At 39.2% G+C, this 25,208-nt stretch carries 20 protein-coding genes and 1 tRNA gene; 19 read left to right on the top strand and 2 right to left on the bottom strand.

Translation table 11 applies throughout. The features are described from left to right. Nucleotides 1-2 precede the first annotated feature (2 nt). The 5 genes from BPR_RS08260 to BPR_RS08240 all read left to right on the top strand — a co-directional run bounded on the left by BPR_RS08260 (nt 3) and on the right by BPR_RS08240 (nt 5,721). Entirely contained in the window at nt 3-1,196 is a 1,194-nt protein-coding gene (locus tag BPR_RS08260; protein ID WP_013281015.1) for a BMP family ABC transporter substrate-binding protein, read from the top strand. Between the two features lie 128 nt (nt 1,197-1,324). Continuing rightward, nucleotides 1,325-2,695: a TrkH family potassium uptake protein gene (locus BPR_RS08255; protein WP_013281014.1), complete on the top strand. Its 1,371-nt coding sequence runs from the start codon at nt 1,325-1,327 to the stop codon at nt 2,693-2,695. Between the two features lie 15 nt (nt 2,696-2,710). Further along, on the top strand, nt 2,711-3,355 hold the full coding sequence (locus BPR_RS08250; RefSeq protein WP_042257774.1) for a potassium channel family protein: 645 nt from the start codon (nt 2,711-2,713) through the stop codon (nt 3,353-3,355). 7 nt (nt 3,356-3,362) lie between these two features. Next, complete coding sequence (locus BPR_RS08245; protein ID WP_013281012.1) at nt 3,363-5,087, top strand: hypothetical protein; 1,725 nt, start codon at nt 3,363-3,365, stop codon at nt 5,085-5,087. 28 nt (nt 5,088-5,115) lie between these two features. Next, nucleotides 5,116-5,721: an NUDIX hydrolase gene (locus BPR_RS08240; protein WP_167531158.1), complete on the top strand. Its 606-nt coding sequence runs from the start codon at nt 5,116-5,118 to the stop codon at nt 5,719-5,721. Between the two features lie 98 nt (nt 5,722-5,819). Here the strand turns inward: BPR_RS08240 and BPR_RS08235 are convergent. Next, nucleotides 5,820-5,902, bottom strand: a tRNA-Leu gene (locus BPR_RS08235). A gap of 102 nt (nt 5,903-6,004) precedes the next feature. Then, entirely contained in the window at nt 6,005-6,325 is a 321-nt protein-coding gene (locus BPR_RS08230) for a hypothetical protein (RefSeq protein WP_013281010.1), read from the bottom strand. A gap of 325 nt (nt 6,326-6,650) precedes the next feature. On the opposite strand from BPR_RS08230, the gene BPR_RS19780 reads away from it, so the two are divergent. The 14 genes from BPR_RS19780 to BPR_RS08160 all read left to right on the top strand — a co-directional run bounded on the left by BPR_RS19780 (nt 6,651) and on the right by BPR_RS08160 (nt 25,208). Beyond that, nucleotides 6,651-7,733, top strand: coding sequence for an HD-GYP domain-containing protein (locus BPR_RS19780; RefSeq protein ID WP_013281009.1), 1,083 nt, complete (start codon nt 6,651-6,653; stop codon nt 7,731-7,733). A 329-nt stretch (nt 7,734-8,062) separates the two neighbouring features. Beyond that, nucleotides 8,063-9,535, top strand: a complete 1,473-nt coding sequence (locus BPR_RS08220; RefSeq protein ID WP_013281008.1) for a DUF6937 domain-containing protein — start codon at nt 8,063-8,065, stop codon at nt 9,533-9,535. Nucleotides 9,536-9,546: 11 nt separating this feature from the next. Continuing rightward, nucleotides 9,547-10,974: a glycoside-pentoside-hexuronide (GPH):cation symporter gene (locus BPR_RS08215; RefSeq protein WP_013281007.1), complete on the top strand. Its 1,428-nt coding sequence runs from the start codon at nt 9,547-9,549 to the stop codon at nt 10,972-10,974. Nucleotides 10,975-11,039: 65 nt separating this feature from the next. Beyond that, on the top strand, nt 11,040-12,395 hold the full coding sequence (locus tag BPR_RS08210) for an MFS transporter (protein WP_013281006.1): 1,356 nt from the start codon (nt 11,040-11,042) through the stop codon (nt 12,393-12,395). Nucleotides 12,396-13,267: 872 nt separating this feature from the next. After that, nucleotides 13,268-13,594: an anti-sigma factor family protein gene (locus BPR_RS08205; protein ID WP_052301813.1), complete on the top strand. Its 327-nt coding sequence runs from the start codon at nt 13,268-13,270 to the stop codon at nt 13,592-13,594. Nucleotides 13,595-13,676: 82 nt separating this feature from the next. Continuing rightward, nucleotides 13,677-15,899, top strand: a complete 2,223-nt coding sequence (gene polA, locus BPR_RS08200; protein ID WP_013281004.1) for a DNA polymerase I — start codon at nt 13,677-13,679, stop codon at nt 15,897-15,899. After that, nucleotides 15,899-16,537 carry a dephospho-CoA kinase gene (gene coaE, locus BPR_RS08195; protein ID WP_013281003.1) on the top strand — a complete coding sequence of 213 codons (639 nt, stop codon included), beginning with the start codon at nt 15,899-15,901 and terminating at the stop codon, nt 16,535-16,537. The genes polA and coaE overlap by 1 nt, the downstream gene beginning before the upstream one ends. Before the next feature lie 34 nt (nt 16,538-16,571). Then, complete coding sequence (locus BPR_RS08190) at nt 16,572-18,743, top strand: cell division protein FtsA (protein WP_013281002.1); 2,172 nt, start codon at nt 16,572-16,574, stop codon at nt 18,741-18,743. Between the two features lie 116 nt (nt 18,744-18,859). After that, nucleotides 18,860-19,657: an MBL fold metallo-hydrolase gene (locus BPR_RS08185; RefSeq protein WP_013281001.1), complete on the top strand. Its 798-nt coding sequence runs from the start codon at nt 18,860-18,862 to the stop codon at nt 19,655-19,657. 96 nt (nt 19,658-19,753) lie between these two features. Beyond that, a complete protein-coding gene (locus tag BPR_RS08180) occupies nt 19,754-20,026 on the top strand; it encodes an ACT domain-containing protein (protein ID WP_013281000.1) in 273 nt (90 codons plus the stop codon). Between the two features lie 70 nt (nt 20,027-20,096). Continuing rightward, entirely contained in the window at nt 20,097-21,461 is a 1,365-nt protein-coding gene (locus BPR_RS08175) for a PFL family protein (RefSeq protein WP_013280999.1), read from the top strand. A gap of 273 nt (nt 21,462-21,734) precedes the next feature. Beyond that, complete coding sequence (locus BPR_RS08170; protein ID WP_013280998.1) at nt 21,735-22,154, top strand: GntR family transcriptional regulator; 420 nt, start codon at nt 21,735-21,737, stop codon at nt 22,152-22,154. After that, entirely contained in the window at nt 22,151-23,056 is a 906-nt protein-coding gene (locus BPR_RS08165; protein ID WP_013280997.1) for an ABC transporter ATP-binding protein, read from the top strand. The genes BPR_RS08170 and BPR_RS08165 overlap by 4 nt, the downstream gene beginning before the upstream one ends. Then, nucleotides 23,028-25,208, top strand: a complete 2,181-nt coding sequence (locus BPR_RS08160) for a DUF6449 domain-containing protein (protein WP_013280996.1) — start codon at nt 23,028-23,030, stop codon at nt 25,206-25,208. The genes BPR_RS08165 and BPR_RS08160 overlap by 29 nt, the downstream gene beginning before the upstream one ends.

Genomic DNA, 25,208 nt, shown 5'->3' with positions numbered 1-25,208 from the left:
CTATGAAGCGGGTATATATCGCTGTTACATTGACATGTATAATATTTCTGGCTGTTTTCATCGGATGCTATAAGTATAATGGCCCTTCACGCGAAAAAGGCACATTGAAGGTAGGATTCATATATGACAATGACGAAAGTACACCTTATACCTATAACTTTTCATTGGCAAAGGATGCTCTTGAAAAGACATATGGTGAAAAGGTAGAAATTTTTACCTGCAGTAATGTACTTGATGATGAGATGGATGAGCCCTTGACAGATCTTGTTGCAAAAGGGTGTAACATTATATTTTTTAACGGATATAGCGAGACAGTAGCAAAGCTTGCGCCCAAATATCCGAATGTTCAGTTTTGCCAGACTTCATACATGGATATGAGTGAACAGGAAGTGCCGGCCAATTACCATACATTTAAGGGAGAGGCCTACCAGGGACGTTATGTGAGCGGAATCGCCGCCGGAATGAAGATGAAGCAGATGATCGAGGAAGGAACACTTTCAAAGGACAGGGCTATTGTCGGGTTTGTGGCAGCCTATCCTACATCAGAAGTTATTTCCGGATATACAGCTTTTTTGCTGGGAATAAGAGCTGTAGTGCCAAATGCAGTAATGAAAGTCAGCTATACGCACACTTGGAGCAGCTATGCTCAGGAAAAGAATGCCGCCAAGAATCTTATTAAACAGGGGTGCGTTGTGATTTCACAGCATACTGACACAATTGGCCCTGCTATTGCGTGTGAGGAGGCTTCGCAAAAAAAGGAAGTTTATTTTGTGGGATACAACCAGAGCATGTCAGAGGTTGCTCCCGGTACTTCGCTTGTGACATCAAGAATATGCTGGGAACCTTATGTTTTATCAGCTGTTGATGCTGTGATCAAAAACAAAAAAATTGAAAGCGTTGTTGATGGCTATGTTCACGGAAATGATATATCAGGCGGATTTGAAAATGGATGGGTTGAAATGATCGATCTTAATATGCAGACAGCAGCACCGGGGACCTTAGAGGCTATGAACAGCACTATAGAGCAGTTTAAAAATGATAATGACAGCTTTGTTTTCAGAGGAGACTATATAGGAGAAAATCCGGACAATCCTTCTGATACTATTGATCTTAGTAATGGATATATAGAAAATGAGAATACTTCTTATCCATTGTTCCATTATATTCTAAGAGATGTTATTACGGTTACTGAATGACATGGGGTGTACGCCCATGAATATTGTGCTATACTAGTGGCTGATGATGTAGCGGATAAACAGCGAAGAGCGTTTTATGCCTCTTCGCTTTATCTTTGTCATTATACTTATAGAAATGGAACAACAGTATGAAAAAAATAAGTCTTAAACTATCTCCGGTACAGATTATTCCGGCTAGTTTCCTTATTGCAATAATTGTAGGGGCTTTTCTTCTTACATTACCAATTGCGTCGGCAAATGGACAGCCAACAGGGCCATTGACAGCTCTTTTTACAGCGACGACTTCTGTCTGCGTAACAGGGCTTGTTGTAGTAGATACATATTTGCACTGGAGCTTTGTGGGGCAGCTGATCATCCTGATACTTGTCCAAATAGGGGGACTTGGTATGATCACTGTGGCATCAATGCTCATGGTTCTTACCAGAAGGAAATTTTCGCTTACAGACAGAATGCTTCTTCGGGATGCATTTAATCTTAATTCTAATTCCAAGCTTCTGTCCTTTCTTGTGAATATGCTAAAGGGTACTTTTTTGGTTGAGGGAATTGGTGCAGTTTTGTATGCGACTGTTTTTATTCCGGAATTTGGGGTAAAAAAGGGGCTTTGGTGTGCGGTATTTAATTCTGTTTCTGCCTTCTGTAACGCAGGAATGGACGTTATTGGTCCTAACAGCATGGGAAACTACAGAAGTAATCCTATGGTAATGACTGTTACAATGCTACTTATCGTACTTGGAGGAATAGGATTTGTAGTATGGTTTGATGTGATTGCCAGGTGCCGGGAAGGGCTTAAAAAGAGGTTTTCTCCAATCACTGTATGTAAGAGACTTTCAGAGCATAGTAAGCTGGTACTTAGCTTTTCTTTGGCCCTTATTTTTGGAGGAGCACTGATATTTATGTGCTTTGAATACAATAATCCTGATACTATAGGAAATATGGGCTTTGGAGCTAAATTTGTAAACAGCCTTTTTGAATCAATAACCCTCAGAACTGCCGGATTTACTACAATTCCACAGGATAAGCTTACGCTTTCATCATGCCTTGTTGCCTATATCATGATGTTTATCGGCGGTTCTCCCATAGGAACAGCCGGCGGTATCAAAACGGTTACTATGTTTCTTTTGATAATGAATCTGAGATCTTATGTTCGTCATCAGGATGCCAAGGTTATATTCGGAAGAAGAGTTTCCGAAGAGTCGATGCGTAAGGCATCAGCTGTAGCTTTTGTAGGTGTTGTTGCAATATTTATCTTGTCGATATTGTTATTGTTAGTGAATCCGGTACCATTAGAAGATGCACTTTTTGAAATAGTAAGTGCATGTGGAACGGTTGGCCTTTCAAGAGGCCTTACGCCTTCGCTTGGAGCAGGGGGAAGAGTGGTAGTAATAATTGCCATGTATCTTGGAAGAATAGGACCGATTTCTCTTGTAGCCCTGTTCTCACGCAGTAATAAAGAGGCAAATAAATTAAATTATTCAGAAGGCATTTTTTATGTCGGATAAGAAGGGTGAATGAATATGAAAAAATCAATAGCTGTACTTGGACTTGGTAAATATGGGAGCAGTCTTGCACAGGCTCTTTATGACCTTGGAGAGGATGTTCTTGTTGTAGATAAAAATGAGAATCTGATCAGGGATATGTCCAGTAAGGTTACATCTGCGGTCTGTGCTAACCTTGATAATGAAGATGAAGTGGCAGCACTTGGACTTCAGAACTATGATATTGCAATTACCTGTATGGGAGGAAATCTTTCTGCAAGTATCCTCTGCGTTTCTATTGCCAAAGAAAAAGGTGTTCCCGTGGTAATAGCCAAGGCATCATCAGATAGAATGAAGAAGATCCTCAAAAGAGTAGGAGTGGACAAAATCATATGCCCGGAAGAGGATGGAGGCGTTCGTTCAGCCAGAATCCTGACTTCTCAGTATATCAAGGACTATTTTGAAATTGATGATAACCTTTGTATGATTGAAATTCAGCCCAAGAAAGCCTGGGTTGGCAAGAATCTGATAGAGCTTAATCTTCGCAAAAAGTTCAACATGAACGTGGCAGGAATTAAAACAAACGGAGGAAACTGGGCATATATTGATCCTACAAGGGAAATAACCGAGGATAATCTGCTTATGGTCATTATAGAAAAAGATGACATCAATAAGTGGAGATGATAGTTTGATGAAAAAAGATAATAAACCAATTATTATTCCTTCTTTGGTAATATTAGTGATTGTGCTTCCTGTTATTTGCTTTCTGATCATGAAAAACAGCGGCAAATATGATAAGGAGGAACAAAGCACATTTAGTGACGATAATGGGGATTTTAATATAGAATCACTTTTTGAAGCTTCTAAGGAAACCCTTTTTTATGCCGGTAAGCTTAAAATTGGCGGATATGCTGAATGTATAACAACATATGATAAGGGCTTTGATAAAAAGTGTGCTGATATAACTTATACCAGGGATTATATAGACAATGATAACTATTTGGGGCATACAACAGTTCTTTTGCATAATAGAACCAATGTAATTGCTGCACTTGGTGATCTTTGGCAAAGTGATTATGAGTATTATCTTGGTAAAAGACAAGGAGTCACCTATGAAAATCTTATCGTAGGAGATAGAAAAGATGATCTTAATATCAGTTCTCCTGATATTGAATCAATTCTTTTCCCTGATCTAAGTAATGTAGAGACTTCTTTTCGTACAGACAAAATGAGTAACTATGCCGGAATTGATACTGACGCATATGTTTTTACTCTTAAAGGGGACCTATCGCAGCTGGGAGATGCAGCAAGATCTCTTGTTGGCGAAATACAGTCGCCTTATAGAGCGGATTATTATTTTAATACTGAAACGCACGTTATAGAGCGGGTATATATTTACAGCCGTCCTACCAGTGCTTATAAGAGAAATGATGAAAATGCACCTTTATTTACGCTAGAGCTATATGTTGAGAAGTATGGCGAAAGAGAAGGTGAAGAGACAATAGATTATCCGGACTATTATTTTGAAGACAGAGCTTTTAATGATGTTCTTTCGGATCAGGTGAGCCTTGAATTAAATGGCGGTATCATGGCGTCTGGAAATACATTTGCCCCTGAACTGATAGGAGATTATTGGAGCCAGCATGTAAATGACATGTGGCGCGAAATAACTGATAACGGCCAGGCAAGGCTTACGCTTAGTGCTTTTTATGAAAAAGCCTGTGCGGTAGGGGGAATGTATGGCTACCATAGAATAAATGTCTCTTTTGGTAAAATCAATGATCCTGAATATCTTCATACTATGCTCATACGTTTAGATTTCCAAAGCGATGAACACGGCATGGGAACTATTTTGATTCCACAGACGATCAAGCATAACAAACTAAAGAATAATGTAGCTCTTGCCTCACTTGGCAATGATGAGGTCGATGTCAGAGGGGAGTATTTTACTTTTTTTAGGAATAATAGTGAGAGCAATTCTGAAAGAGTTATCGGTATTTTCTATGAATCTATAGGCTTTAATTATATTTCACATGAAATGTGCGAAAAACCGATATCTGAATTTGGAATTACAAATGGAGATATTGAGAGATTTCCGTCTGATTATCGCAATAAATTATTGGGAGCTACAGCGTCGGATAATTATAGAAATGATGTTCAGATAAGCTACCACAGATTTTATGATCCTTCATATACCAAATATAGTAAGCCGTCTAAAGAGCTGTTTATAGTTAAGGCAAGCGATGAGGAGTCAGCAAATAAAAAAGAAGCACTCAGTGAAACTGTTAAATGCCTAAACGAATTTGGTATTAAGGGGGATTATGAATCTGAACTTATGTCTGAATATGAGTCCAGAAGAATAGATATAGGGCTTGAACAGGACAAGACAGAATGGATAGAAATTGAATTAAATTGAGATAATGGCAGTATCAGGAGGAAATACAGTGTCAAATAAAAATGATAATCTGGAATGGAAAGAAGTTAAGGTTGACCATGTGTGCCAGGATGCCTGGATTGATTTTAGAAGGTGCGACTATGAACTTCCAAACGGAGAAGTAATAGGGCCTGTTTATAATTATTCCAAGCATAGTTTTTCTATAGTTGTTGCAACTGATGAAAATGGGGATTTTATATGCGTTAGACAGTATAGACACGGGATAGATGAAATAACTACAGAGTTTCCGGCCGGCGGAATTGAATACAAGGAAAAGAGTAATGTCCCTTATATAACCTATGACAATATAATAGCTACAGAGGATGAAGCTTTTGAAGCAGCAAAGAGAGAATTGCAGGAAGAAACCGGATATGTGTCTGATGACTGGAAACATCTTATGACAGTTCCTGCAAATGCAACATTATCAAATAGCAGAGTTCATATTTATTCTGCCATAAACTGCAGAAAGGTATCTGACCAGGAACTTGATGAAACAGAATTTCTCTATGTTAAAAATCTTCCGGAAGAAGATCTTTTAAACAGAATTCATGGAGGAGATTTCAAACAGTCACTCCATATACTTGCATATTATTTGTTCAAAGAAAATCAGAAATGAATATAATCTGAGATAATTTAAGAAAACAACAATGATAACGAAAAAAGTCAGTAGTCAAGCGGAACAAAACAGCCTGATTACTGACTTATTTAAATTAGTGCCGGCAGTGGGACTTGAACCCACACGTGGTTACCCACAACAGATTTTGAGTCTGCATCGTCTGCCATTCCGACATGCCGGCAAAAGAAAAATATTTAAGCTGCTCGTCATGCGACGAACAGCTTATTTAATATAACACAGATAACATCCATGTTCAATAGTATTTTAGAAAAATAACCTGCAATTAGCTTGCGGTAGAATGAGAATCGCGGGATTCTAAAAGTGATTTTACTGCAGGATCCTGCATCATTGTGATTGCTTCGATAGCACATTGGTAAATATCTGCCATCTGCCTTGTTTCTAATGAATCACCCTTGCATCTGTTCTTCATCTGCGTGAAGTGTTTGATAGCAATGTCTGATATATTCTTGGACAGCTTGCTGTTACAATAAAGTGTGCCTGTCTCTGAATTATACCTTGAATCTACATATTTGGTTGGTGCATATTCCCCTGCCCCCATCGATGCGGCAAGTTGATTGATCAAATCAGCTCTGTTGATTGCCATTTTGTGTCATCTCTCCTCATTTACTTTTTCTGTTTTTTAGCGCTTTACTTTTATACCACATATTGTATGTATAATTAACCCAATTCACAAATTTTAAACATTTATCATTAACAAGCACAATTATAGACTCTGCAGGTAGAAAAATTTGTATATATTAACGGTTTTATGTGAAAAATAAATTCGTTTTTTCTAATACTTTTTGAAACAAAATTATTTGGTCCGAAATGAATGTTTTTTTCAAACGTTTTAGGCAAAATGGTCAATTCAGTGGTATAATATAGACGTAAATTTGTAATAAAACCGAGATCTTGAATGGGTATAATTCATGAAACTATTATCTGTAGATAAACTTGAACCTGGTTTTGTTGTATCTGAAAATATCTATACTATAGACGATCGTCTCGTTCTGCCTAAAGGCACGGTCCTTGATGAGAAGGACATTGCCAGAATAAAGGCCTATTCCCTTTACAATATTTTTGTTGAAGATAAGAAAATGGATGTGGAGCCTAAAAAAGAAGCTTCACAGGATGATCTTTCTTATGCGGAAAAACTCAGGCAGACAGAAGAGTTCATAAAGTTTAAACAGCACATCGAGGAGAATGCGGAGAAGCTTGAAGAATCCTTCAGAATGATTGCCAATGGTACGATGCAGCTCGATATTGATAAACTGACTGAGCCTGTATACCACCTCTTTGTTGAAGCAGGAGGTACAGCAGGCATTTTTGACATGCTACATAACCTGAGAGATAGCAGTGATGCTGTATATATGCATTCGCTGAATGTTTCGCTGATCAGCAATACAATTGCTTCCTGGATGAGACTCTCAAACGATGAGATTCAGCTTGCTACGGCGGGCGGACTCATTCATGATATAGGCAAAATGATGATGCCGCCTGAGCTTGTAAATAAGACGACACCTCTTACGGAATATGAGAAAAAGGCCATGAGAGAGCATGTTGTAAAGGGATATGATCTTGTTAAGGATAAGGATATCGATACTCATATCAAAAACTGTGTTCTCATGCATCATGAGCATCGTGATGGTTCCGGATATCCGCTTGGACTCAAAAACGGTAAGATTGACCCTATTGCCTCAATTGTTATTGTTGCTAATGCATATGATGCCATGACTTCTAAGAGAGAGTACAGGGATGCTATGTGCCCGTTTACTGTTATTGAGAATTTTGAAAGAGAAGGAATTGAAAAATTTGATCCAAATGTCATCATGACATTTTTAACTAATATCGTTAATACTTTTATTTCTAATCGTGTGCTTCTAAGTAACGGTAAGTCCGGAGAAATTATTTTTATTAATCCGGACCACCTTTCCAAACCTGTAATTAAGTGCGGTCTGGAGTTTGTAGACTTGTCATCTCAAAAAGAACTATCCATTATTTCTGTCGTTTAAATAAAGCATAAGTAAAAATGCACAAAAACAGGAAACGAGATTTGTAAAAAGCGTTTCTTGATGTTTTCATGCGTAAAATGCTATTATTTGATTGGAAACTGGTTGTGCAATTTGCCGTTTCCTAAACGATAATTTATGTGGCCGACAGGTAATATTTTTATGATATAGGAAATTTCTCCGAAATTCCTATATCATAAAAAACGCTCCGCTGTGGATGCGCACTCGCGCGATAGGAATATGTTGCATAAATGCAACCGCGCTCGGCGTGAGCATGTTGCAAGCAACATGCTTTCTTGTATTATCTGATGGCAGAATGAAAAGAGGCAATAATGGACAGATCAAGAATAATTTTTGGCAATAAGATTAGTGACAAGGATTATAAGAGTGCACTTAAATCCAAGAAAAATTACATCAGCAAATTTGGTGACGATTCTGCTAAAGATTATAAGATAAAAGTAACTGACAATAAGATAATAGGGCCACTTCTTGGCGTTAAGAATATAGTAGTGAGTTCAGAAGGCCAAACAGAAGGAGAGATGGACACCGAAAAGGGAATTATTGTCGGCAACATCAGAATGGGCTTTGGACATTACAGAATATCAATGGCTATGGCATCTTATGCAAGACATCTGGGTTACACACCATACTGGATGGACTTAAACTCCTATCCAGAAACTACATGTACCAAGGTTATCGGCCATCAGAATGACCTTTATTCTCTTGGATCAAGACTTTCCAAGAACCCAATATTTAATAAACTCGTGTGGGAGCCCACTAACTACGAGGGCTTTAGAGCACTTACATATAATGCCAAGGATCAGAAGAATGCAGAGCTTATGGCTCCAGTATACAAGAATGTTCCCAAGAATATTCCAGTCATCGCAACACATGTATGGCCTGCGCAGGCAGCTATCCATGCCGGAATGAAGCATGTTGTAAATGCTATCCCGGATAACTGGCCTATGGCACTCCATCTTTCTGAGGGAAGCCTTCATACGATCCAGTGCAGGAATGCATATATGGGATACCGTATTCTCAATGGAATGAACAAAAAGAAGGTGTGCAAGCCTATGCCACAAGAAGACCTTGTTTACACAGGTCACTATATCGACTATGAGCTTGTCAGCAATATAGAAAAAGACTGTGCGGCCAGACTTGAGAGGAAGAATAATGGCAAGGCTATGAGATTTCTTCTTACAATTGGAGGAGCTGGAGCACAGAAGGAGATTTTTGCCGAGATCATCAAATACCTTATTCCATATATCAAGGAGAATAAGGCTCTTCTGTACGTGAACGTAGGTGATTACAGAAACGTGTGGGATCAGCTTATGACCGAGATTCCAGAGATGGCAGCTCTTTCTACAGGCCATATGGACAATTGGGAAGATACACTTGCATTTACGGAAAAAGCACTTGATCCTGATGTAGAGATAAGAGGCATTCACGGATTCTATCACAAGGATATTTTTGAGGCAGTATATACAACCAACCTTCTTATGAGAAGCTGTGACGTACTTGTTACCAAGCCAAGTGAACTTGCGTTTTATCCTGTTCCTAAGCTTTTCATCAAGAGAGTTGGTAAGCACGAGATGTGGGGAGCAATACATTCCGCTGAGATCGGTGATGGCACACTCGAGTGCAGAGATATTCCACATACAATTCAGATGCTGGATCAGTTTCTTAATACCAGATTACTGGATGAAATGTGTGAAGCAATTATTCTGAACAAGAATATGGGGATTTATGATGGGGCGAAAAAAGTAGTAGAGCTCGCAATGATGCTCAAGGAGGGTGACAAATAATGGAACAGAAAATGAAATTATCTGGAGCAGCTAAAGTTTCCTACGGACTTGGGGCTGTGGGCAAGGATATGGTGTATATGCTATCTGCATCATATGTCCTTTATTATTTCCAGGATATTCTGGGAGTAAGTGCTGCAGCAATGGGCGTGATCCTCATGGTGGCCCGTGTGTTTGATGCTTTTAATGATCCTATTATGGGAGCTGTTGTAGCCAAGACCAAGACTAAATGGGGAAAGTTCAGACCTTGGCTATTGATTGGAACAATCACAAACGCAATTGTTTTGTATATGATGTTTACAGCTCCTCCAACTCTTGATGGTGGTGGTCTTGTTGCTTATGCAGCTGTAACATATATCTTATGGGGTGTTACATATACAATGATGGATATTCCATACTGGTCAATGATTCCTGCTTTTACAGAGGGCGGTAAGGAAAGAGAAGGCCTTACAACTCTTGCTCGTTCATGTGCAGGTGTTGGTTCAGCTATAATTACCATCGTAACAGTTATGTCTGTATCAGCCCTTGGCCACATGATTGGTGGTACAGATATTTCAGACAGAGAAGTAGAAAGAATCGGATTTTCTTACTTTTCACTTGCTATTGCAATTCTCTTTGTTTTGTTTACAGTTATCTGCTGTATCAATGTTAAAGAGAAGTCTACGGTTGATATGAAATCTGCTACTGTAGGCGAGATGTTCAGAGCACTTATTTCAAACGATCAGGCTATGGCTGTAGTTGTAGCAATTGTAATTGTTAACTGCTCAATCTACATCACATCAAACCTTGTAATCTACTTCTTTAAATATGACTTTGGCGGAGCAGGATGGAGAGGCGATTATACTCTGTTTTCAACCTTTGGCGGTGGAATCCAGATTCTGGCTATGATGTTCCTGTACCCATTACTTAGAAAATTCTTTACATCAATCAAGATTTATTTTATAAGCATGGGAATGGCTATAACAGGGTACATTTTGCTTTTGGTACTTGCATCAACATCAATTAACGTTGTATATTTATTATTCGTTCCGGGATTCTTTATCTTTGCTGCTAATGGAATGCTATCAGTTATTACTACAGTATTTCTTGCAAATACTGTTGATTACGGTGAGCTTAAGAACAACAGACGTGATGAGTCGGTTATTTTCTCTATGCAGACTTTTGTAGTTAAGCTGGCATCAGGTGTATCTGCTTTTATAGCAGCGCTGGCACTTCAGATACTTGCTCTTTCTAATGATACTGCAGAAGGTGCTACTGAGATCGACTACTCACTTGGAGTTGAAGCTGCGCAGAAGATGGGACTTAGAATGACAATGACTATCATTCCTATAATTGGACTTGTTTTTGCGATTGGATGGTTCAGGAAAAAATATATACTGACAGATGAAAAGCTTCAGGAAATCTCAGTTGAACTAGTTCAGAGGAAAACAAAAGGCATGTGATCATCATATGATCCCCGTCCTAAATAGGACGGGGATTTAAAACGTAAAGTTTGGAGGAGAAATTAATGAAACAGTTAAAGCCTATTACTAATAAGCTTTTATGGATTTTTGCACTTGGACAGTTTGGATGGAGCCTGCTATCAGGCGTTGTCTCAAACTGGATGGTATATTACTATACAGGAAGCCCTGATGCGCAGAACCCTAATACAGGATTATTTGCATCAGGAATTACTCAGGAACCTATTTTATTCAAACTTACCCTCTTTGGTCTTGTTCTTGCAGCAGGAAGAATTTTTGATGCAATAACAGATCCTCTTATCGCCGGCTGGTCAGACAGGAGTGCTTACAAGGGCGGAAGAAGAATTCCTTTTATGCGTGTAATGGCTATTCCTTTTTCTCTTTGTACTATAGCTCTTTTTACAATTCCGCAGACTTCAAGTGTAGGACTTAATGATACCTTGCTATTCATATTACTGATGGTATTTTACCTGTTCATGACAATGTTCTGTACTCCATACAATGCGCTCATTGCAGAGCTTGGTGATACTCAGCAGCACAGAATAAATGTATCTACATTTATCTCTTTTACATTTATTGTTGGACAGAGTATTTCATTCCTTCTTCCTAATGTGGCAGGAGCTCTTGAGCCATCAGTTGGGCAGTATAATTCAATTAGATTTGCAGTTGCCATAATGTCTGCAATTGCATGTCTTGCAATGCTGTTCCCTGCCTTTTATATCAAGGAGAGAGACTATATTGAGTCCAAGCCAAGTGAGACCAAACCTTTTACTTCACTTATCAAAACATTTTCAAATGTTCAGTTCAGACACTTTGTTTACAGTGATGTTATTTATTTCTTTGCACTTACATTGTTCCAGACAGGACTTGCATTTTATGAGACCAAGCTCATGGGAATTCCGGATACAATGACCTTTACATTGACAGCAACCATGACAGCTATAAGTGTATGTCTGTATCCTGTTGTAAATATCCTTGCCAAGAAAATAGGCAAAAAGAGCCTCATTATCATCGGATTCTTTGCCTATAGCGTTGTATTTGCTATCACATCGATCTGCGGCGAGGGTGTACACTGGGGCTTTATTGTAGCTATAACAGCTGCGGTACCTATGGCAATCCTCGGAATACTTCCTCAGGCCTGCGTAGCGGATGTTGCAGAACTTACAAGGCTTGAAACAGGAGAAGATAGAAGTGGTATGTTCTTTGCAGCCCGCACCTTTGCTTTCAAGATGGGACAGGCTCTTGCTATGGTAGTTTTCACATCCCTTACAGTATCTAAAACACCTCAGAGCTACAGAACAACTGCAATCTTCGCCTTTGTAACATGCTTCATCGGAGCAGTCATCTTCTTTAGATACAACGAGAAGCAAATCCTCAAATCTATCGAAGAGCACAAGCATTAAAAAGGTTATTCTTAGCTGACACAGATCATCCGTCACTCTCAGTAATATGCAGAGTTGTGGCGGATGGTCTTTGTTACTATTCACACGCAGTCACGCCGCGTCAACCCGCCTGCAGAGACGTTTCGCTTACGCAAGATGTATTTTCTTGCCACTCCTGCCGGGATTTCAAGGCCTTACAAATTCAGCCCTCTATTCTATGGCTCAAAGTACTCACATCCTCGGCCCGGTTTCAAGCAGATGTTGTTGCATGCGAGTCTGAGATGGCAAATGCGATTTTCTAATGTTTCCATAGCATTTTTTCACGATGCATGAGAAGCTCTGTCTGAAGCAGGACGGAGCGTTGAGTTTTGTGCATATGAAGATGACATACGATGCGTAACATCTATAAAAAGAGAAGAACTCATCTTCTTCAAGTTTACTTGAAAGATTGAGTTCTTCTCTTTTTAATACGCTCGCTTTTGCGAGCTTTGTCATTTTCATTTAGTAGATTTCTTGTCCGTCCTGCAAGTTTAGCTGAGCATGCATCAATAAAAGAAAAAATGCGGAAACATCTAAGAAAATCTGCATTTGCCAGTGACGAGCAGGCAATAACACTGCGCGGATAAAAGGGCCGTCGGATGATCAGACAGTTGAGCCATAGGCAAGAATATCCGGCTGAATTTGTGAGACTCATGAAATAACCCGGCACTCACAAAGGCGCGAAAATACATCTTTGCGAATCGCTTACGTCTCTGCAGGCGGATTGTGACGCGGGGAACTACGTTGTGAATAATAACTGGTCTTTTATTTTGGGCGGATTTATTGTATTCTATATGTTGTAGGATTGCCTTGATTAATCCGATTGTTATGTACTATATTTGGTGGAATTTGTTATGACATGTAAAGATGCAGATAAGGCCATCGCTCGTTTTCTGGATGATGACCTTGATAATCGGGAATTGGCCGATTTTTTAAACCATATAGAGACATGTCCTGTATGTAAGGAAGAGCTTACTATTCAGTTTCTGGTCAAGGTAGGTATGCAGAGACTTGAGGATGGCAATACATTTAACCTTAAGGCCGAGCTTGATATGCTGCTAAGAGATGCCAGGAAGAAGTTGCTTGGAAGGCGTTACCTTGTGCTGACCAGTTATATTCTGGAGCTTCTTGTACTGGCGCTTGCAGCTGCTACAGTAGTTCTGGCTATTACGATTGGATAAATTTAAGGCTGATATTGCACCATAAATTATGATATTTGCTGCACAATCTTTATGAGAATAATGTTTAGAAGGAAATGAGACTTTGGATAAATTGATTGTAAATCTGTCTGAATATATCAGAAATGCTTACTATAGCATGCCTGTTTTTACAAATGCTGATGATAGGGTAGTAAGCGGAGCCTATGGTGCTCTTTTTAAGATTATTAATTCTGCAAGAAATGAGAATGCAGAATTAATAGAAATAGTATTTCCTGCAGATATGTCAGATAATTCGAGCACAAATAATAATGCTCTTGCAGATCAGACAGTTCTGCTTACAGATTCGATAAGAGAAGCTATTGGAGAAGCCGTTACAGATATGGAAAGCGGATTCTCTTTTTCTGTTAATGACAATGTGCTTAATGCCTTGTCTGATAAACTGGCCGCTTTGTCACCGACAGGCCAGGTCAAGGCTGCACCTTCGTTTAACCTTTCCATGAGATCGACATCAGATCTTGGAGAGGTCGATGAGTTATTCAGGAAAGCCTCTGATTGTGGCCCCGGCGATAAGAACAATTACGTAGCATTTTATATACTTACAGATACAGTTAACAAAGATGACACCAAGTACAAAGAAATACTTGGAATGTCTGTATGCTTTAATGAAAATGAGGCTATTTATATACCTGTAGAGAATTTTATTACTGCAGATTATCTTGGAAAAAAGTTATCGGAGTTAAGTAACAGTGTCAGCCTTGTGACATTTGACATCAAGGAGAGCTACAGAGTATTTACTCCATTTGAAGTTTCGGATAGAGATTATGGATACTCTTGTAAAGGCGAGCACACAGAGGATTATAAGAGTAAACCAAGATGCTTTGATGATCTGATCGCTGCATATCTGGTTAATCCAAACAAAAATGACTATGAGGTATCAGATGTTGCCAAGGAATACCTTGGTCTTTCTCTTGAGAAAAAGATTGATCTATTTGGGAAAAAGAGCATAAGAGAGGCAGATGATAAGAGTGTTGTGCAATACGCATGCAAATGTGCCTTTGTATGCTTTAAGGCAGAGCCGCTTATCTGCAAGAAACTGGAAAAATTGCAGATGCTGGATCTATTTTACAATATAGAGATGCCGCTTTCCTATGTTCTGTATTCAATGGAAAAAGAGGGAATCATAGCCAGAAGAGACGAACTAAAAGCTTATGGAGATAAACTTCAGATAAGGATAAGCGAACTTGAGAAGTCTATTTATGAGGCTGCCGGCGTTGAATTTAATATAAACTCGCCTAAACAGCTTGGAGAAATATTGTTTGAGAGACTTGGTCTTCCTGCGGAAAAGAAAACTAAGTCAGGATATTCGACAGCAGCAGATGTTCTTGAAAAACTGGCACCGGACTATCCGATTGTCGCAGATATTCTGGAATACAGAGGACTTGCCAAATTAAAGTCTACATACGCAGATGGTCTTGCTGCCTATATTGAGGAGGACGGCAGAATACATACAAGCTTTAATCAGACTATTACTGCTACAGGACGTATCAGTTCTACCGAGCCTAACCTTCAGAATATTCCTATGAGAACGGAACTTGGAAGGCTTATTCGTAAGGTATTTGTTCCTAAAGAGGATCATGTATTTGCTGATGCGGACTATTCACAGATTGAGCTTAGAATTCTTGCTCATATGTCTGAGGATCAGGAGCTGATAGCAGCATACCATGAGGGCAAAGATATTCATGGAATAACAGCGTCCAAAGTGTTCCATGTACCTTTTGAAGAAGTTACACCTCTTCAGAGAAGAAATGCCAAGGCAGTTAACTTTGGAATTGTTTATGGAATCAGCTCTTTTGGCCTTTCTCAGGATCTGTCCATCTCTGTTAAGGAAGCAAAGGAATACATGGATAAGTATTTTGAGACATATCCGGGAGTTAAGGCTTATCAGGAGAGAGTGATAGCTGACGCCAAGGAGAAGGGATACTCCCTTACCATGTTTGGAAGACGCAGACCAATTCCGGAACTTAAGGCTAGTAACTATATGATGAGACAGTTTGGAGAAAGAGTTGCAATGAATGCTCCGATTCAGGGTACAGCTGCAGACATCATGAAGATAGCTATGATAAATGTTTATTTCAGACTCAAAAAAGAAAAGCTTGTATCAAAACTGATTCTTCAGATTCACGACGAACTTGTCATTGAAACTTTGAAAGATGAAGAAGAGAAGGTTACAGCTCTTTTGACACAGGAGATGGAAAGAGCGGCTGATCTGTCTGTTCCGCTTCTTGCAGAGTGCCACTCAGGAACTGACTGGTATGAGGCTAAGTAATGGATAAAGAGATTAATAAAGTATATCCGGGGAAAACTAATATTATTGGTATAACCGGAGGAGTAGGAGCAGGAAAGAGTACTGTCCTTGGATATATAGGAGAGCACTACAACTGTCGCATTATTCTATCTGATGATGTTGCCAATGATATCAAGAAAAAGGGATATCCGGCCTATGATAAGCTTGTTGAGCTGTTGGGCGAAGGCATATTGGGGGCTGATGGAGAAATAGACAGGGGCAAGATGGCATCAGCTATATTCAATAATAAAAATATGCTAAAAAATGTTAATAATATTTTGCATCCTGCAGTAAATACATTTATTATTAATATTATAGAGGACGAGAAGGCTCGCGGTGAACTTGATTTTGTTTTTGTTGAAGCAGCTCTTTTAATAGAGAATGGATATGACAAGATAGCTGATGAACTCTGGTATGTATATGCATCGGAGAATGTCAGACGTCAGAGGCTTCGTTCGTCAAGAGGATATTCGGATGAGAAGATAACGGATATCCTTGGTAAGCAGCTTGATGATGCTACTTTCAGGAAGCATTGTCAATTTGTGATCGACAACAGTGGGAGTCTGCAGGAAGCTGCAGCTCAGATTGACCAAAGACTTTCAGAATTTGAGACTAGATAACAGGTTACATAATTAGTATTGAGGGGACTAAAGTATGCCTAGTTTGGAGCAAGTTGATCAGAAGGTTGTTTTTGGACTTGATATTGGAACCAGAAGTGTTGTTGGTACAGTCGGCTATATGAAGGACGGCCAGTTCATTGTAATTGCGCAGGCTGTTGAGAAACATCAGACACGTGCAATGCTTGATGGACAGATCCACGACATAGGTAAGGTTGGAATGACAATCCGTCTAGTCAAAGAGCAGCTTGAGCAGCAGACAGATATTCATTTAACTGATGTTTGTATAGCAGCTGCCGGACGTGTGCTCAAGACGGTCAGGATAAACTATGACTATGAGTATCCTGATGAACATGAAATCTCAGATGAGGATATTTATAATCTGGATTCATCTGCTGTTGAGAAGGCTTATTCACAGTTTCTGGAAGAAAACAGTTCCGGCCTTAAGTTTTATCTGGTTGGATATTCAGTAATGCATTATTATCTGGATGGCTATCAGATAGCCAATCTTGAAGGACATAAAGCCGGCAAAGTGAGTGTTGAACTAATAGCAACCTTCCTTCCCGATGACTGTGTTGACGGACTATATAAGGCTTGTGAGAGAGCCGGACTTAATGTTGCAAATCTTACCCTCGAGCCTATAGCAGCTATGATGGTTGCTATTCCTGACAGATTCAGGATGCTGAATCTTGCACTTGTGGATGTTGGAGCGGGTACATCAGATATATGTGTAACTGATGACGGATCTATTACTGCTTATGGAATGCTTCCAATAGCAGGTGATGATATTACGGAGATAATTGCCAAGAAATGCCTTGTTGATTTCAATACAGCGGATGAGATCAAAATAAAGGGAAGCCATCAGGATGAAGTTAAATATGTTGATATCATGGGGCTTGATAAGGTTATCACTGCTAAAGAGATAGCCCAGATCATCAAACCTCAGGTTGAAATGATGGCTAAAAAAGCTGTTGAAGAAATTAAAAAACTAAACGGAGATAATCCTGTCAGCGCTGTATTTGTAGTAGGCGGTGGCGGATGCGTTCCGGGCTATACGCAAGCAATAGCCAAGGAGATGGGTATACCAGAGGAAAGAGTTGCTCTGCGCGGTGAGGAAGTAATGAAGGAAATTACTTTCCTGAATAACAATGATATTGAACGAGACTCACTTCTTGTAACGCCTCTTGGTATCTGCTTTAGCTATTACGAAGAAGCCAATAATTTCATTTTTGTATCTTTTAATGGCACTCAGACCAAGCTTTATGACAATGGTAAGCTCCAAATTGTGGATGCAGCTATGCAGGTTGCATTCCCTAATGAAGATCTTTTCCCGAAGAGAGGCGAAGAGCTTAAGTTTACTGTTAATGGCAAAGAGAGAACATCTCGCGGAGAACCCGGTGAGGCTGCTGTTATTTCTCTTAATGGTAAGCCTGCTGATATTCACAGCAAGATCCATGCTAATGATATTATTGATGTTAAGCCATCTACTGCCGGTGAACCCGGTAAAGCGACCATTGAGAGCATTCCGGAATTTAAGACTAAGTTTAATGTAAATGTAAATGGTAAGAATATTGAGGCTTCGAGATATGCAACTGTAAATGGTGAGGCCCAGACAGCCTTTTACAGCATAAGACCGGGAGATGAAGTCAAGGTCCTTGATTATAATACAGCCGCGCAGATCGCAGAGCTGATGGATATTACACTTACAGAAGATACTGTGATCATTGTTAATAATGAGCGGGGAGACGCAAGCACGCCTGTCTATGAGAACTTTAAGGTTGAATTCAAGGATCAGGAAGAAATGATCATGGACTACTATGAAGATTTTCCTGATGCTGATGAAGAAGCTATCAAGCTTGCTAATGAAGAAGCCTACGAAAGTGATAATGACAGCGTCAAGATAGTTGAAGGCAAGGATGGACAGCTTAGCTTTGATGACTTTCAGACTGAAGATGAAGAGGCATATGATAAGCCACAGGAGCCTATCAGAAATATTCTTGCTCATGATCTTCATGTAGTGATCAATAATGAACCTACTACGCTCCATGGAAAAGCGGATTATATTTTTGTAGATATTTTTGATGCTATTGATTTTGATCTTTCCAAGCCTAACGGAAGGGCGATAGTAACAACTCTTAATGGAGGAACGCCTGATTATATGCAACCTATAAATGAAGGAGACAAAATCGAAGTCTACTGGAGAAATTAGGCTAATATATACAAATATAAGCTCTCTACCTTAGAAAATCTTGGGTAGAGAGCTTTTTAGAATTATGTTAGAATTATCATTGTTTTACAAATGAATGAAAGATATGGTTTGTTTTTATGAGATTTACGAGTATTGCCAGTGGGAGTAGCGGTAATTGTACATATATTGGTTCTGATAATACCCATATATTGATAGATGCCGGAGTCAGCAAGAAGAGAATAGAGCAGGGACTTAACGAACTTGAACTTAGCTTAAGCGACCTTGATGCTATTTTTGTAACGCATGAACATGTGGACCATATTGCTGCGCTTCATACTATTCTCAAGAAATATGATATTCCAATTTACGCTACAAATGGAACTATAGAAGGTATCAGAAACAGCGACAAAAAAGGTGAAATGACTGACTCAAGATTTATCACTGTTTGTGCGGATAAGATGGTTACTGTGGGAGATATGATGATCAACCCGATGACTATTTCACACGATGCTAATGAGCCATGTGGCTATAGAGTGTTCTGTGGTGATAAGAAAATTGGAGTTGCAACTGACCTTGGATGTTATACAGATTATACCGTTGACTGTCTTAGGGATTGCGATGCTCTTTTGCTTGAAGCTAATCATGATATCCGAATGCTTCAGACAGGCCCATATCCCTATCAGCTAAAGAGACGTATTCTCGGTGATACAGGCCATTTATCCAATGAAAAGAGTGGTGAGTTGTTATGTAAGCTCCTTAATGACAAAATAAAGGGCATTTTTCTGGGACATTTATCCAAAGAGAACAATCTTCCGGAACTTGCTTTTGAGACGGTTCGCGTAGAAATAGATATGAATGATAATCCATATAGCAGTTCTGATTTCCCTATAATGGTTGCTGAGAGGTCTGTACTTTCTCTGGTTATTTCTTTTTAATGTAGCGAAAAATGTTTTGATTGACTTTTTACAAGATTACTGATAGCTTTTTTTATTAGTAGGTTTTACCAGTATTAAGATATATCGGAGGAGCTTATGAATAAGACTATTATCACAGTTGTTGGTAAGGACACAGTAGGCATTATCGCCAAGGTTTGTACATATCTTGCAGATGCCGGCATTAACATTCTTGATATTTCCCAGACTATCGTAAGTGGCTATTTTAATATGATGATGATCGTCGATATGGCTGGCACATCAAGAGAATTCAACGTTGTTGCGGATGATCTCGATGAGCTTGGCAGAAATATTGGCGTTGTGATCAAGTGTCAGAGAGAAGAAATCTTTGACTCTATGCATAGAATTTAATAATAAGACTCTGTAGTGCCATGCTTTTTAGCACGGTGTTGCAGGGTCCTTTGTGTATTAGGAGATGGGCATGATTAATGTTAATGAAGTAGTAGAAACTAATGAGATGATAGAAAAAGAGAACCTTGATGTCAGGACAATTACACTTGGCATCAGTCTTCTTGACTGTATCAGTTCGGATTTGGAACAGCTTAACAAGAATATCTACAACAAGATTTATGAAGCAGCCAAGGATCTTGTTGCTACAGGTGAGCAGATATCAAGAGAATTTGGTATTCCGATTGTTAATAAGAGAATATCTGTTACCCCTATTGCTCTTATCGGAGGCGCTGCCTGCAGGACCAAAGAGGATTTTGCGAGCATAGCACAGACTCTTGATAAGGTTGCCAAGGCAGTAGGAGTTAACTTTATAGGTGGTTATTCAGCTCTTGTAAGCAAGGGAATGACTCCTGCTGATAAGCTTTTAATAGAGTCAATTCCTCTTGCACTTTCAACGACAGATGTTGTTTGTTCATCGATAAATGTAGGTTCAACCAAGACAGGGATCAACATGGATGCCGTGAGACTTATGGGCACCATTGTTAAAGAGACAGCAGAAGCTACCAAAGAGAATGACTCTCTTGGATGCGCCAAGCTTGTTGTATTCTGCAATGCTCCTGATGATAACCCATTTATGGCAGGTGCATTCCATGGTGTGACAGAAGCTGACAAGATAATAAATGTAGGTGTATCCGGCCCCGGAGTTGTTAAGACAGCTCTTGAAAAGGTTAGAGGAGAGAGCTTTGAAATTCTATGCGAGACGATCAAAAAGACTGCATTTAAGGTAACAAGAGTTGGTCAGCTTGTGGCAAGAGAGGCATCTGAGAGACTTGGAGTTCCTTTTGGAATCATTGATCTATCTCTTGCGCCAACACCTGCAATTGGAGATAGTGTAGCTGATATTCTTCATGAAATAGGCGTTGAACATGCCGGTGCACCGGGAACAACAGCGGCACTTGCTCTTTTAAATGATCAGGTCAAAAAAGGTGGTGTCATGGCATCCTCATATGTTGGAGGTTTGTCAGGAGCGTTTATCCCTGTCAGTGAAGATCAGGGCATGATAAATGCGGTAGAAGCGGGAGCACTTACTCTTGAGAAACTTGAAGCCATGACCTGTGTATGCTCAGTTGGCCTTGATATGATCGCTATCCCGGGAGATACCAGGGATACTACAATAGCAGGAATCATTGCTGATGAAATGGCTATAGGTATGATCAATCAGAAGACTACTGCGGTAAGACTTATTCCTGTAATTGGAAAGGGAGTTGGTGAGACAGTTGAGTTTGGAGGACTTCTTGGATATGCACCAATCATGCCTGTAAACCAGTTCTCATGTGATGCTTTTGTTGATCGTGGTGGAAGAATCCCGGCACCTGTCCATAGTTTTAAGAATTAATGAATGAACTTCTAGTAGGCAAAAGCGTAAATGGCCTGCAAGAATAGAATATTTAGATGATAGAAGATTTCCTACTTCGTATACTATGTTAAAGTAGGAAATCTTTTTGCATTCATACAAAAATGCTTGCATTATTTCGTGTATGGTAGTAGTGTATAAGTGTACTAGTTATGCTAGTACAGTTAATATACATCTGGTCAGTCATAAAATGTAACAAATATAACACTTGCAGAGTTATGACTGCAGCAACTAATTGATTATGGTGGGGATGATATGAATCTAATTGATTATCAGGACAGCAGACCTATCTATGAACAAATTGTAGAGAATTTCAAACTTCAGATGTACAAGGGTATTTTGCAGGCTGATGAGCAGATGCCATCGGTCAGGAGTCTGGCTATGGAATTATCTACTAATCCCAACACTGTACAGAAGGCTTATGCAGAGCTGGAACGTCAGGGCTTTATCTATACAGTGAAGGGAAGGGGGAATTTTGTTAAAGGCAATGCTTCACTTATGGATAATAAGAAAAGCGAGCTGATTGATGCTATTGTCAAGTTGTTCAGAGAAGCTGAAGAAATCGGAATTCCTATTGAAGATCTTATCAAAGAGATAAAGAGTAAGATAGGTCAGATTAGTAGCCAAAATGGTGGTCTACAAACAAGGGGAAATGATAAGGGAGGCAAGGCATGATTGAGTTACTGGAATTATACAAATCATTTGACGACATCAAGGCAGTCAATCATGTATCACTGTCAATCAGAGATGGTGAAGTGTTTGGACTCGTCGGAACAAATGGTGCAGGTAAGAGTACGATCCTGAGGATTATTGCCGGGGTTATCAAACCTGATAAGGGAATTGTCTGTATAGACAACAGACCTGTATATGATAATCCTGAGGTTAAAAAGGACATCTTTTTTATATCAGATGATCAGTATTTTCTTCCTAATAGCACACCGGAAGAGATGGCTGATTATTACGAAGAAATATATGACAAGTTCGACAAACTCAGATTTTTTAAATTGTGCAGCGGCTTTGGACTGGATATAAAGCGCAAGATCAGTACTTTTTCAAAAGGTATGAAAAAGCAGGTGTCAATTCTCCTTGGGATATGTTCGGGAACCAAGTTCCTGTTATGCGATGAGACCTTTGATGGTCTTGATCCGGTTGTGAGACAGGGGGTTAAGAGCTTGTTTGCAGCTGAGATGGCTGACAGAGGACTAACGCCTGTTATAGCTTCTCATAATCTACGAGAGCTTGAAGATATCTGCGATCATATAGGTCTTCTTCATCAGGGCGGTGTTATTCTCTCAGAGGACCTTAGCGACATGAAACTCAAAATGCAGAAGGTTCAATGTGTATTCGCTGGTGACGGTGATGAAGAAAGAGCTCTTGAGGGACTTGATATATTGCTTCATGATAAGAGAGGACGCCTTCATACAATTACCATGAGGGGAGAAAGAGAAGAGATCGAGGCTGCATTTAAACGTGGTAATCCTGTTTTCTTTGAAGTGCTGCCACTTTCTCTTGAGGAGATATTTATCAGTGAAACGGAGGTAGTTGGGTATGACATCCGCAAGTTTATCCTTGAGTAACAGAATATCTAATCACAAAAAATATATTACAAGAACTTTGTGGTCATCTATGCTGGGATTTGTCCTTATGGCAATCTATTATGTACTCGGCACAGCATTTATGGTGGCCAGGTCAATAAATTACGGAAGAGTGTTTCATCAGTCGCCAGAACGTATCAAAATGGAAAAGATAAATGCTGCATTCAGAGTTCTGGGGATGGAACAGCTTGGCTGGATATTGGTTGTACTTATTGCAATTGCCTTTGCTTTTCAAGGCTTTTCTTATGTGTTTGAATCAAATAAGATTGATTTTTACTTAAGTCAGCCTACTACAAGAGGGCAGAGGATCAAGAAGAACTATTTTAACGCTATTACTACATTTATTCTTATGTATTTGTCTGTAAATATTGTTGCTCTTTTATTGGCTGCTATTCTTGGAGCCGTTAACGGGGCTGTAATAGTAGTAGTTCTCTATGAAACAGTAAAAGCAATCGTACTGTTTTTTGCAATTTATAATATTACGGTTCTGGCCATTATGCTTAGTGGCACGCCACTAATATCAATGCTGGTTCTTGCCTTTTTTATGGCAGTGACTACAGCTTTTGGATATGAACTGAAGGCTTTGAAAAACATATTCTTTGCAACTTATGCTAACAGGGACACATATGGCATTATAGGCTCTCCGCTTTTTGACAGGGTGGCAGTGCTTAGACTTGTTAACGATTTAAAGCTTAATAGTACAAATATTGCATGTTTTGACATTTTGAATAAGTGGATAGACATGACTGTTGATTATGAGATTGATATCCTTATAACAGGAATGATAGCTTTTGCACTTGTTATTTTAGTCAGCAGATTCAGAAAAGCTGAGCATGCCGGTAAAACTATCTGCTACAGGCCGTTTAGATGGCTGGTCAAAGTAATATCCTGTGTACTTTTGGGCATTGGATGCGGAGTGGTTTTCTATGAGATGAACTATTACATGTGGTATAGTTCTCGTTTTGTCACAATTATGTTTGCTGTTATGCTGATGGCAGTTATCATAACCGGTTGCGTAATTGAGGTTCTCTTTGACGGCAATATTCGAAGTGTATTCAAAGGTATGGCACAGAACGTTATGGCTCTTGCAATCGTATCTCTTATCTTTATTGTGTTCAGAGGTGATCTTATTGGCTATGACAGCTATATCCCAAGCGCTTCCAAGGTTGAGAGCTGTGCACTTCTTAGAGAAGATTATGATTTCAGGCTTTATGATGGTCATAGTGATATGAATTATGTCTCTTTGCCAGAGGATTATATGGAATTAACTGATATTGAGACATTTAACAAGCTTGTTCAGGCAGGCCTTAAGACTCAAAAAGAGTGGGTTAAATTTGACAGAGAAGGCAACTATCAGGATCTTGGCAGGAATAATACTGTTCTTTACAGGTTAAAGAATGGAAAAATGGTTTACAGGGAAATATGTATTCCTTACGATATTGATGAGAATTTGCTGTCATCTATCATTGATTCTAAAGAATATATTAGAGGATCAGCACCTGTTTTTCATGACGATAAGGTAAGAGAGTTTGATGAATTAAACCATAAGACCAGGAAAATTCAGTACAATGCTCCGGGAAGAGTAATGACTACAACGGAGATGACTTACGCTGAGCTTAGCGATGCTTATTGCAAGGATCTGGAGAACAGTTTCAGTTATAAATTGGTCAGCACTCAGGTACCAATTGGCAGAGTGGACTATTTGAATAGTGTCTATGATGGCTACTGTAACTGCGGTTTTAATGTATATAAGACGTACACTAATACGATAGAGCTTCTTAAAAAATATGGTGTCTTTGTGGATGATTCAATAGATATCGATTCAATTGATTCTATTGAAGTAACTAACTATTATCCCGGCTACAATATGGAAGATGAGGATTTTGACATAAATTCTATAAATGTTGATTCTAAATCATTTGTATATACCGAAAATGATAAGATTAGGGATATAATAGAAAAAGTGATATGCAACGACTATTATTGTTCCTGGTACAAGAGGAACTTAAATGAACAGTTTGTTGTTATCGTAAACTTTAAGAATAATAAAAAAGACATGATGAATGCTCAGCAGAGCTACTTTTCATTTGAAATGGGGAAGGTACCTGATTATATTTATGCAGATACCAATTGA

Origin of the sequence: Butyrivibrio proteoclasticus B316, from assembly GCF_000145035.1 — a bacterium.
In the GTDB taxonomy this organism is placed as follows: domain Bacteria; phylum Bacillota; class Clostridia; order Lachnospirales; family Lachnospiraceae; genus Butyrivibrio; species Butyrivibrio proteoclasticus.
This window is presented reverse-complemented; position numbering and strand designations above follow the sequence as displayed.

Coding starts and splice junctions, on each gene's coding strand:
- BPR_RS08260 (WP_013281015.1), top strand. CDS start 3: ATGAAGCGGGTATATATCGCTGTTACATTGACATGTATAATATTTCTG.
- BPR_RS08255 (WP_013281014.1), top strand. CDS start 1,325: ATGAAAAAAATAAGTCTTAAACTATCTCCGGTACAGATTATTCCGGCT.
- BPR_RS08250 (WP_042257774.1), top strand. CDS start 2,711: ATGAAAAAATCAATAGCTGTACTTGGACTTGGTAAATATGGGAGCAGT.
- BPR_RS08245 (WP_013281012.1), top strand. CDS start 3,363: ATGAAAAAAGATAATAAACCAATTATTATTCCTTCTTTGGTAATATTA.
- BPR_RS08230 (WP_013281010.1), bottom strand. CDS start 6,325: ATGGCAATCAACAGAGCTGATTTGATCAATCAACTTGCCGCATCGATG.
- BPR_RS19780 (WP_013281009.1), top strand. CDS start 6,651: ATGAAACTATTATCTGTAGATAAACTTGAACCTGGTTTTGTTGTATCT.
- BPR_RS08220 (WP_013281008.1), top strand. CDS start 8,063: ATGGACAGATCAAGAATAATTTTTGGCAATAAGATTAGTGACAAGGAT.
- BPR_RS08215 (WP_013281007.1), top strand. CDS start 9,547: ATGAAATTATCTGGAGCAGCTAAAGTTTCCTACGGACTTGGGGCTGTG.
- BPR_RS08210 (WP_013281006.1), top strand. CDS start 11,040: ATGAAACAGTTAAAGCCTATTACTAATAAGCTTTTATGGATTTTTGCA.
- BPR_RS08205 (WP_052301813.1), top strand. CDS start 13,268: ATGACATGTAAAGATGCAGATAAGGCCATCGCTCGTTTTCTGGATGAT.
- coaE (WP_013281003.1), top strand. CDS start 15,899: ATGGATAAAGAGATTAATAAAGTATATCCGGGGAAAACTAATATTATT.
- BPR_RS08190 (WP_013281002.1), top strand. CDS start 16,572: ATGCCTAGTTTGGAGCAAGTTGATCAGAAGGTTGTTTTTGGACTTGAT.
- BPR_RS08185 (WP_013281001.1), top strand. CDS start 18,860: ATGAGATTTACGAGTATTGCCAGTGGGAGTAGCGGTAATTGTACATAT.
- BPR_RS08180 (WP_013281000.1), top strand. CDS start 19,754: ATGAATAAGACTATTATCACAGTTGTTGGTAAGGACACAGTAGGCATT.
- BPR_RS08175 (WP_013280999.1), top strand. CDS start 20,097: ATGATTAATGTTAATGAAGTAGTAGAAACTAATGAGATGATAGAAAAA.
- BPR_RS08170 (WP_013280998.1), top strand. CDS start 21,735: ATGAATCTAATTGATTATCAGGACAGCAGACCTATCTATGAACAAATT.
- BPR_RS08165 (WP_013280997.1), top strand. CDS start 22,151: ATGATTGAGTTACTGGAATTATACAAATCATTTGACGACATCAAGGCA.
- BPR_RS08160 (WP_013280996.1), top strand. CDS start 23,028: ATGACATCCGCAAGTTTATCCTTGAGTAACAGAATATCTAATCACAAA.